The sequence below is a fragment of the Pseudomonas sp. GW821-FHT09A09 genome (genome assembly GCF_059418405.1).
This window is the reverse complement of the sequence record NZ_JBWKPU010000071.1, coordinates 1-10,555: the sequence shown is the minus strand read 5'-3', so window position 1 is coordinate 10,555 and position 10,555 is coordinate 1. Positions and strand designations below refer to the sequence as shown.

At 65.9% G+C, this 10,555-nt stretch carries 6 protein-coding genes; all 6 read left to right on the top strand.

Going from position 1 to position 10,555, the window contains the following annotated elements; genetic code table 11:
* Positions 1-229: 229 nt before the first annotated feature.
* The 6 genes from lexA (at position 230) to AC07OV_RS30245 (ending at position 10,490) form a co-directional block, all read left to right on the top strand.
* Positions 230-847: a transcriptional repressor LexA gene (gene lexA, locus AC07OV_RS30270; protein ID WP_494999060.1), complete on the top strand. Its 618-nt coding sequence runs from the start codon at positions 230-232 to the stop codon at positions 845-847.
* On the top strand, positions 847-1,461 hold the full coding sequence (imuA, locus tag AC07OV_RS30265) for a translesion DNA synthesis-associated protein ImuA (RefSeq protein WP_495093593.1): 615 nt from the start codon (positions 847-849) through the stop codon (positions 1,459-1,461). The genes lexA and imuA overlap by 1 nt, the downstream gene beginning before the upstream one ends.
* A gap of 7 nt (positions 1,462-1,468) precedes the next feature.
* A complete protein-coding gene (locus AC07OV_RS30260) occupies positions 1,469-2,881 on the top strand; it encodes a Y-family DNA polymerase (RefSeq protein WP_495093592.1) in 1,413 nt (470 codons plus the stop codon).
* A 199-nt stretch (positions 2,882-3,080) separates the two neighbouring features.
* The gene (locus AC07OV_RS30255; RefSeq protein ID WP_495093591.1) at positions 3,081-6,152 is read left to right on the top strand and encodes an error-prone DNA polymerase; all 3,072 of its coding nucleotides are present in this window, start codon (positions 3,081-3,083) and stop codon (positions 6,150-6,152) included.
* Positions 6,153-6,261: 109 nt separating this feature from the next.
* Positions 6,262-7,974: an ATP-binding protein gene (locus AC07OV_RS30250; RefSeq protein ID WP_495093590.1), complete on the top strand. Its 1,713-nt coding sequence runs from the start codon at positions 6,262-6,264 to the stop codon at positions 7,972-7,974.
* Positions 7,971-10,490, top strand: coding sequence for an excinuclease ABC subunit UvrA (locus AC07OV_RS30245; RefSeq protein ID WP_495093589.1), 2,520 nt, complete (start codon positions 7,971-7,973; stop codon positions 10,488-10,490). The genes AC07OV_RS30250 and AC07OV_RS30245 overlap by 4 nt, the downstream gene beginning before the upstream one ends.
* Positions 10,491-10,555 lie beyond the last annotated feature (65 nt).

Sequence of the window (10,555 nt, the reverse complement as noted above, 5' to 3'; positions counted from 1 at the left end):
GGCCCCCCAAATCACTGTCGGATTACGGGCACACCGAGCCTAAGCGAGGTGCCGAGTGTTGGGGCAAGAGCGCTTTGCTTACTTTCGCGCTCTTCGAAAGTGAGCCGCCGTAAGGGCGGAACCATAAGCAGCCGTTACCCAAACAACGGATATGTACTCAATCCCCACGATCCCCAAAAACCCCACCCCGACTGATGGCTATTGTCAGAAAATTCCCACAGGAGTACAAATGTACTCCATGACAACCCTAACCCCCCGCCGCACCGCCATCCTGACCTTCATCCGCGACCGCATCGCGCAACAAGGCCAACCCCCCAGCCTCGCCGAGATCGCCGAGGCGTTCGGCTTCGCCTCCCGCAGCGTCGCACGCAAACACGTGGTGGCCCTGACCGAAGCCGGCTTCATTGAGGTCAACCCCAACCAGGCCCGTGGCATCCGCCTGCTCAACCAACCCACACGCCCCGAATGGCTGGACATCCCCGTCCTCGGCCGCGTCGCCGCCGGCCTGCCCATCGGCGCCGACGCCGAGGTACACAACCGCCTGCAACTGGACCCCGCCACCTTCGCGAAAACCCCCGACTACCTGCTGCGCGTCCAGGGCGATTCGATGATCGAAGACGGCATCCTCGACGGTGACCTCGTCGGTGTCCGCCGCAGCGCCGAAGCCTTGAACGGGCAGATCGTGGTCGCACGCCTGGATGGCGAAGTCACCATCAAGCGTTTCGAACGCCACGGCGAACAGGTGCGCCTGCTGCCCCGCAACCCCGCGTACCAACCCATCGTGGTCGGGCCTGACCAGGACCTGGCCATCGAAGGGGTGTTCTGCGGCCTGGTGAGGCAAGGCTGATGGGCGCCGTGGTTGCCCTGGACTCGCTGTTCAATGGCGGGCGAGTCTGGAAGGGCCGGCCCGCCGCGCCTCCCGCCAGCGTGCACCCCACGGGGCTGGCGGCGCTGGATGCGGTGCTGCCCACGGGCGGCTGGCCGGAGTCGGCGTTGAGCGAAATCCTCATGGCGAAGGAGGGCGTGGGCGAGTTGCAACTGGTGTTGCCGACCCTGGCGCGTTTATCAGCGGCAGGCGAGCGCATCGTACTGGTGACGCCGCCCTATACGCCGTACCCCCATGCCTGGCAGAACGCCGGGGTGGACCTGCGCCAACTCTCGGTGATTCAGGCCGAGGAACGCGATGCCCTGTGGGCCGTGGAACAGTGCCTGCGTTCCGGCAGTTGCGGCGCGGTGTTGTGCTGGCCGCGCAAGGCCGATGACCGGGCGTTACGGCGTTTGCAGGTGGCGGCGGAAACCGGGCAGACCCTGGCATTTGCCTGGCGTGCCTTGAGCGAGGCGATCAATGCATCGCCTGCTGCGTTGCGCCTGGCGGTGGAGGCCAGGCCCGCGCAGGTACGGGTGCTCAAGTGCCGGGGCGGCCTGGCCCACCCGGCGCCGATTGCACTGGCGGGGCACTGAGGTTGCCATGCGCTGGGTGTGTATTGTCTTCCCGCAATTGGCGCTGGACGGGGTGCAGCGTGTGCACCCCGAGCCGGACCAGCCCTTGGCCTTGCTGGCCGGTACGCCGCAGCGGCGCGTGCTGCAAACTGTCAATGACGCTGCCCGCGCCCTGGGCCTGCGCCCCGGTCAATCCCTGACGGCCGCCCATGCCCTGGCCAAGACCTTTGCCTGCGCCGAATACGACCCCGCCGAAATCGAGCGCTGGCAGCAGTTTTTGGCGGCCTGGGCCTATCGGTTCAGCTCCCAGGTCAGCGTGTATTACCCTCGGGCGCTGCTGTTCGAGATCGAATCGAGCCTGGGGCTGTTCGGGCCCTGGCCGGCGTTTGAGGCGCGGTTGCGCAAGGAATTGAACGAGCTGGGGTTTCGCCATCGCATCGTGGTCGCGCCCAACCCCGCGGCGGCCCGGGTGTTGGCGAATCTCTACGATGGCCTGGCAGTTCAGGACGACGCCTTGATGCAAGCCCTGGCGCCGCTGCCCATCGACCGTGCCGGCCTTGACCCACAGGCCGCCACCGCGTTGTCACGCATGGGCCTGCGCACCCTGGCCCAAGTGCAGGCGTTGCCCCGGCACACCTTGGCGCGGCGTTTCGACGCGAGTTTGCTCAAGCACCTCGACGCCCTGGCCGGGCAGCGGCCGTTGGCGCTGGCGTTCTACCAGCCGCCGGACCGTTTCGATGTGCGCATCGAGCTGAATTTCGACGTGCAATCCCACCAGGCCCTGTTGTTTCCGTTGCGCCGTTTGACCTGTGATCTGTCGGCCTTTCTGTGTGGCCGCGACAGTGGCGTGCAGCGTTTTGATTTGCACCTGGAACATGCCCAGGCGCCCGACAGCGTGATCAAGGTGGGCCTGCTCAGCGCCGAGCGCGAACCGGCGATGCTGTTCGAACTGGCCCGGGGCCGCCTGGAGCAGGTGCACGTCACCTCGCCGGTGCGCGGCTTTCGCCTGGTGGCCCAGGACCTGCCGGTCTTCGTCCCGCAACGCCAGGACCTGTTCGACGACCGCCCGCAACAGACCTTGCCCTGGGAGCAATTGCGCGAACGCCTGCGCGCACGCCTGGGGGATGAGGCGGTGCAGGGCCTGCGCTTTCACGCCGACCACCGCCCCGAGTGCGCCTGGCAAGCAGCGACCGACTCCCGCGCCTGCCAAGGCCTGAACAAGGTGCAGCGCCCCGGCTGGTTGTTGAGCGAACCCACGTTGTTGGCCGAGTACGGGGTGCAGATCCTCATGGGCCCGGAGCGCATTGAATCCGGCTGGTGGGATGGCGCCGACATCCGCCGCGACTATTACCTGATCCAGACTCGCGCCGGCCAGCAAGGCTGGGCCTTCCGCACCGTAGGCCAAAACGACGGGCTGTGGCTGCAAGGCTGGTTTGCATGACCCCCCCCCACATCATCGCAATCACCGTTGAAACCCTACCCTGTAGGAGCCGGCTTGCCGGCGAAAACCCCGAGCACGCCGCATTCATCCAGGCACCCCGCGTTATCGTTGGCGACCATCGCCGGCAAGCCAGCTCCTACAAGAGCCGGCTTGCCGGCGAAAAACTCGAGCACGCCGCATTCATCCAGGCACACCGCCCATGAATTACGCCGAACTGCATTGCCTGTCCAACTTCAGCTTCCAACGCGGCGCCTCCAGTGCGCTGGAGCTGTTCGAGCGCGCCAAGCGCCAGGGCTACAGCGCGCTGGCGATCACCGATGAGTGCACGCTGTCGGGCATCGTCCGGGCCTGGCAGGCGGCGAAAGCGGTGGAGCTACCGCTGATCATCGGCAGTGAAGTGCGCATCGAGAACGGCCCGAAACTGGTGCTGCTGGTGCAAGACCTGACCGGCTACCAGCACCTGTGCCGCTTGATCACCCTGGCCCGACGCCGCGCCGAAAAGGGCAGCTACCGCCTGCTGCTTGAGGACTTCGAACAGCCGTTGCCCGGCCTGCTGGCGCTGTGGGTGGCCGAAGACAGCGACACCCAGACGTCGATCCAGTGGCTGCGCCGCACCTTCGCCGACCGCCTGTGGCTGGCGGTGCACCTGCACTGTGGCCAGGACGATGCGAGGCACCTTGAGCAACGCCTGCAATTGGCGGCCAGCCTGCACATTCCCGCGGTGGCCTGCGGCGATGTGCACATGCATGCCCGCGGTCGCCGGGCCCTGCAAGACACCATGACCGCCATCCGTCATCACGTGCCGGTGGCCGAAGCGGGCACGCGCCTGCACCCCAACGGCGAGCGGCATTTGCGCAGCCTCGACGCCCTGGCCGCGCTGTACCCGCAAAGCCTGCTCGACGAAACCCAGGCCATCGCCCGCCGTTGCAGCTTCGACCTGAGCCAGTTGCGCTACCACTACCCGCGTGAACTGGTGCCTGCCGGCCATGACGCCAAGTCCTGGCTGCGCGCCGTGACCGAAGAGGGCATCGCCGCACGCTGGCCCAAAGGTGTCGAGGCCAAGACCCTGAAGCAGATCAACGACGAACTGGAGCTGATCAGCGAGCTGGGTTACGAGAGTTACTTCCTCACCGTGCACGACATCGTGCGCTTTGCCCGCAGCCGCTCGATCCTGTGCCAGGGCCGGGGCTCGGCGGCCAACTCGGCGGTGTGTTTTGCCCTGGGCATCACCGAGATCCACCCCGGCCTGACGAGCATGTTGTTCGAGCGCTTCCTGTCTCGGGAGCGCAACGAACCCCCGGATATCGATGTCGACTTCGAACATGACCGTCGTGAAGAGGTGCTGCAGTACGTCTTCCAGCGCTACGGCCGCACCCGCGCAGCGCTGACCGCCGTGGTCAGTTGCTACCACGCGGCCGGCGCGGTGCGGGATGTGGCCAAGGCCCTGGGCCTGCCGCCCGACCAGATCAACGCCTTGGCCGACTGCTGCGGGCGCTGGAGCGACGATGCGCCGCCGCTGGCGCGCCTGCGTGAAGGCGGCTTCGATCCCGAGAGCCCGATCCTGCGCCGCGTGCTCACGCTCACCCAGCAACTGATCGGCTTTCCCCGGCACCTGTCCCAGCACCCGGGCGGCTTCGTGATTTCCGAGTACCCCCTGGACACCCTGGTGCCGGTGGAAAACGCCGCCATGGCCGAGCGCACCATCATCCAGTGGGACAAGGATGACCTCGACGCCGTCGGCCTGCTCAAGGTGGATATCCTCGCCCTGGGCATGCTCAGCGCGATCCGCCGTTGCTTCGACCTGCTGCGCCGCCACCGCAACCGTGACCTGGCCCTGGCGACGATCCCCAGGGAAGACCCTGCCACCTACGCCATGATCAGCAAGGCCGACACCATCGGCGTGTTCCAGATTGAGTCGCGGGCGCAGATGTCGATGTTGCCCCGGCTCAAGCCGCAGACCTTCTATGACCTGGTGATCGAAGTGGCGATCGTGCGGCCGGGGCCGATCCAGGGCGGCATGGTGCACCCGTACCTGCGCCGGCGGAATAAGGAAGAGCCGGAGACCTACCCATCGCCTCAACTGGAGGCTGTGCTTAAACGCACCCTGGGCATTCCGCTGTTCCAGGAGCAGGTGATGCAGATCGCCATGGTCGCGGCCGATTATGGCCCCGGTGAAGCCGACCAGTTGCGCCGCTCCATGGCCGCCTGGAAACGCCACGGCGGCCTGGAGCCGCATCAGGAACGCCTGCGCACCGGCATGCTGAAAAACGGTTACAGCGAGGCATTTGCTGCGCAGATCTTCGAGCAGATCAAGGGTTTTGGCAGCTATGGTTTTCCCGAGTCCCACGCGGCCAGCTTTGCCTTGCTGACCTACGCCAGTTGCTGGCTCAAATGTCATGAACCCGCCGCGTTCGCCTGTGCGCTGATCAACAGCTGGCCCATGGGCTTCTACAGCCCGGACCAGATCCTGCAGGACGCGCGGCGCCATCGTTTGCAGATCCGCCCGGTGGACGTGCAGGCCAGCGACTGGGATTGCAGCCTGGAACCCATCGAGGGCGAGCAGCCGGCGATTCGCATGGGGCTGCGCATGATCGCGGGGTTTCGTGAAGAAGATGGACGCCGTATCGAAGCGGCCCGCCAGCAGCGAGCCTTCAGCGATATTGCCGACCTGGACGCCCGTGCCGGGCTGGATGCGCGCACCCAGGCACTGCTGGCCGATTCGGGCGCCTTGCGTGCCTTGGCTGGCAACCGCCACAAGGCGCGCTGGGAAGTGGCCGGGGTGCAAAAGCAGTTGGGGCTGTTTGCCGGGGTGCCCAGCCCCGATGAGGCGGTGGTCGAGCTGCCGGCGCCCACGGTGGGCGAGGACTTGCAGGCCGACTACGCCACCGTCGGCACCACCCTGGGCCCACACCCGCTGGCCTTGCTGCGCGCCGAGTTGCGCAAGCGGCGCTGCCGCAGCTCCCACGAGTTGCTCGCGGTGGAGCATGGGCGCAATGTGAGCGTGGCGGGGCTGGTGACCGGCCGTCAGCGCCCGGGCACCGCCAGCGGCGTGACGTTTGTCACCCTGGAAGACGAGTTCGGCAACCTCAACGTGGTGGTCTGGCGCGACCTGGCCGAGCGTCAACGACAGGCGTTGGTGGGCTCGCGGCTGCTGAAGGTGGACGGGCGCTGGGAGGCGGTGGGTGAAGTGCGGCACCTGATCGCCGGGCGCCTCACCGACTTGTCGCCCCTGCTGGAAGGCATTCATGTGCGCAGTCGGGATTTTCACTGAGGCCAGTGGTTTCTGCTGTAATTACCCCCTAACGTATACGCGTTGAAACGATCTACCGCTGGTGTGCTCAAAACCTTGCCGATGTTTTCTTTTCGCACAGAGCCAACCGATGCAATTTTTATCCAACCCCCACGGCTGTGAAGGCTGGGCCGGTGAAATGGCCCAGCGGATCCGCGCGTTCGATTGGTCGGCCACCGACCTTGGCCCGATCGACAGCTGGTCCACCAGCCTGGCCTGCACCGTACAGATGATGCTGGCGTCACCCGTGCCGATGGTGATGTTGTGGGGGCGAGCGGGGTACATGATCTACAACGACAGCTACTCGACGTTCGCCGGCGGCCGCCACCCCTATTTGCTGGGCACGCCGGTGGAACTGGGCTGGCCGGAAGTGGCCGACTTCAATCGGCATGTGGTCGACACCTGCCTGGCCGGCGGCACCTTGTCGTTCAACAACAAGGACTTGGTGCTGCTGCGCAACGGCAAGCCGGAAGAGGTGTGGCTGGACCTCTACTACAGCCCGGTCGCTGGTAACGACCAGCAGCCAGCCGGGGTGCTGGCGATTGTGGTGGAGACCACCGAGCACGTGCATTCCGAGCGCTTGCGCCAGGAACTCACCCATAACCTGGAGCAACGCGTGGCCGCCGAAGTGCAGGCCCGTTCGGCGGCCGAAGACCAGTTGCGCCAGTCGCAGAAGCTCGAAGCCATTGGCGGCCTCACCGGTGGCGTGGCCCATGACTTCAATAACCTGTTGCAGGTGATCGCCGGCAACCTGCACCTGCTGGCCCGGCACGAACCGGACAACGCCCAGGTGCAACGCCGCGTCAGCGCGGCGATTGCGGCGGTGGAGCGCGGGGCCAAGTTGTCGTCGCAGTTGCTGGCCTTTGCCCGTCGCCAACCGTTGTCGCCGGCGGTGTACAACCCGCAACGCATTTACGCCGGCCTGGGCGAGCTGTTGCAGCGGGCGCTGGGGGAAACCATCCATATCGATGTGCAATTGCCCCAGGATTCCTGGTGCATCAATGTCGACCGCAACCAGTTGGAAAATGCGCTGCTCAACCTGGCGATCAACGCCCGGGACGCCATGAAAGGCGAGGGCGTGATTCGCATCACTGGCGAAAACATCATCCTCAACCCCGCCGATTGCGTGGGCAAAAGCATCAAGCCCGGCGAGTACGTGCGCCTGGCGGTCACCGACACCGGTGTGGGCATGTCGCAGACGGTGCTCAAGCGTGCCTTCGAACCCTTCTTCACCACCAAGCGCGAGGGCCAGGGCACCGGCCTGGGCCTGAGCATGGTGTTTGGCTTTGTGCGCCAGAGCGGCGGGCATGTGGAGATGTGGAGCGAGGAGGGCAAGGGCTCGGTGGTGCAGATGTATTTCCCCCACAGCCTGGAGCCGGAAAGCCTCGACATGCACAGTGAACTGGCGCTCCACAGCGGCGGCCAGGAGACCGTCCTGGTGGTGGAAGATAATGAAGGCGTGCGCCTGACGGTGGTCGAGTTGCTGGAGCAGTCGGGCTACACCGTGCTCACCGCCGAAGACGGCGACCGCGCCATGCAGGCATTGCAAGGCGGTGTGCGCCCGGACCTGATTTTCACCGACGTGGTCATGCCTGGCCGCGTCAAAAGCACTGACCTGGCCGATTGGGCCCGGACGCAGCAGCCACCGGTGGCCGTGCTGTTCACCTCGGGCCACACCCGTGACATTCTCTCCAGCAATCACCTGCTGAGCCCCGACATTCACCTGCTGAGCAAGCCCTACAGCCCCGAAGCCCTGACGCAACGGGTGCGCAGCGTGCTCACCGCAAGACAAGGTTGCCCATGACGTCACAGCGTACCCTCCCGCCGATTGCCGCCCACCCCACCGGCTTTGTCCGGGTACGCGGCGCCCGTGAACACAACTTGCGCAACGTCGATGTGGACATTCCCCGGGATGCCCTGGTGGTGTTTACCGGGGTGTCGGGGTCGGGCAAGTCGTCCCTGGCGTTTTCCACCGTGTATGCCGAGGCACAACGGCGCTACTTCGAGTCGGTAGCACCCTATGCGCGGCGGCTGATCGACCAGGTCGGCGTGCCGGACGTCGACTCCATCGAAGGCCTGCCGCCTGCGGTGGCCCTGCAGCAACAGCGCGGTACGCCGAGTGCGCGCTCGTCGGTGGGCAGCGTCACCACCTTGTCGAGCCTGATCCGCATGCTGTATTCCCGTGCTGGCAGCTACCCGCCGGGGCAGGCGATGCTGTATGCCGAGGACTTTTCGCCGAACCTGCCCCAGGGCGCCTGCCCGCAATGCCACGGCCTGGGCCGCGTGTACGAAGTGACCGAAGCGCTGATGGTGCCCGACCCCTCGCTGACCATTCGCCAGCGCGCCGTGGCGTCCTGGCCGTTGGCATGGCAGGGCCAGAACCTGCGCGACATCCTGGTGACCCTGGGCTATGACGTCGACATCCCGTGGCGCGACCTGCCGAAAAAGCAGCGCGACTGGATCCTGTTCACCGAAGAAACCCCTACGGTGCCGGTGTACGCAGGCTTCACCCCGGCGCAGACCCGCGACGCGTTGAAACGCAAGCTGGAGCCGAGTTACCAGGGCACCTTCAGCGGTGCGCGGCGCTACATCCTGCACACCTTCACCCACACCCAGAGCGCGCTGATGAAAAAGCGTGTGTCGCAGTTCATGCAGGGCAGTGCCTGCCCGTTATGCCAGGGCAAACGCCTGACCCAGGCGGCGCTGTCGGTGAAGTTTGCCGGGGTGGATATTGGTGAGTTGTCGCAATTGTCGTTGACGCAGTTGGCCGAGTTGCTGCGGCCGGTGGCGGCGGGGCAGGACCGCATGAAGCTGTCGGTGGAGAAACGCCTGGCAGCCCAGCGTATCGCCCAGGATCTGTTGGAGCGGGTCAGCACCTTGACCGAGCTGGGGCTGGGCTATTTGTCCCTGGAGCGCAGCACGCCGACCTTGTCGTCCGGCGAGTTGCAGCGCTTGCGCCTGGCCACGCAGCTGGGTTCGCAATTGTTTGGCGTGATCTACGTGCTGGACGAACCTTCGGCGGGCCTGCATCCAGCGGATGGCGAGGCGTTGTTCACTGCGCTGGATCGGTTGAAGGCGGCCGGCAATTCGTTGTTCGTGGTGGAGCATGACCTGGAAACCATGCGCCGCGCCGACTGGCTGATCGACGTGGGCCCGGCTGCCGGCGAGCATGGCGGGCAGGTGCTGTACAGCGGCCCGCCTGCGGGGCTGGCACACATCGAGGCGTCGCAAACCCGTGACTACCTGTTTGCCGAGCGCCAGCCGTCGACACAGTCGCGACGTGAGCCGCGTGGCTGGTTGAAGCTCGAAGGCGTGACCCGCAATAACCTCAAGGGCTTGAACGTCGACTTCCCGTTGGGCTGCTTCACGGCGGTCACCGGTATCTCCGGTTCGGGCAAGTCCAGCCTGGTCAGCCAGGCGCTGCTGGAACTGGTGGGCGCCGGCCTCGGCCGCGTGGTGGAAAGCGACGAAGAACCGAGCCTGGAAGACGACGCCCCACAGGCCAGCGGTGGGCATATCAGCAGCGGCCTGGAGGACATCCGCCGCCTGGTGCAGGTGGACCAGAAGCCCATCGGCCGCACGCCGCGCTCCAACCTGGCGACCTACACCGGGCTGTTCGACAACGTGCGCAAATTGTTCGCCGCGACACCGGCGGCCAAAAAGCAGCATTACGACGCGGGGCAGTTCTCGTTCAACGTCGCCAAGGGGCGTTGCCCCCACTGCGAGGGTGAAGGGTTTGTCAGCGTGGAATTGCTGTTCATGCCCAGCGTGTATGCGCCGTGCCCTACCTGCCATGGGGCGCGCTACAACCCCGAAACGTTGGCGATCAAATGGCAGGGCCTGAGCATCGCCCAGGTGTTGGGCCTCACGGTGGAGCAGGCGGTGGAGGTGTTTGCCGAACAGCCGGGGGTGTTGCGTTCATTGCAGGTGCTGCGGGACATCGGGCTGGGTTACCTGCGCCTGGGGCAACCGGCCACCGAGCTGTCGGGCGGCGAGGCGCAGCGCATCAAGCTGGCGACCGAGCTGCAACGCAATGCGCGGGGCGCCACCTTGTATGTGCTGGACGAACCGACCACCGGCTTGCACCCACGGGATGTGGACCGCTTGCTCAGCCAGTTGAATCACCTGGTGGACGCGGGGCACACGGTGGTCGTGGTGGAGCATGAAATGCGCGTGGTGGCCCAAAGTGATTGGTTGATCGACATCGGGCCGGGGGCCGGGGATTTGGGCGGCAAAGTGGTGGCGTGCGGCACACCGCAAACAGTCGCCAAGAGCAAGACCAGCCGCACCGCCCCTTTCCTGGCGCGAGAGCTGACCTAACCGACACTGAAGATCAACTGTAGGAGCCGGCTTGCCGGCGATGGCGTCCTCAAGGGCTCCATCGC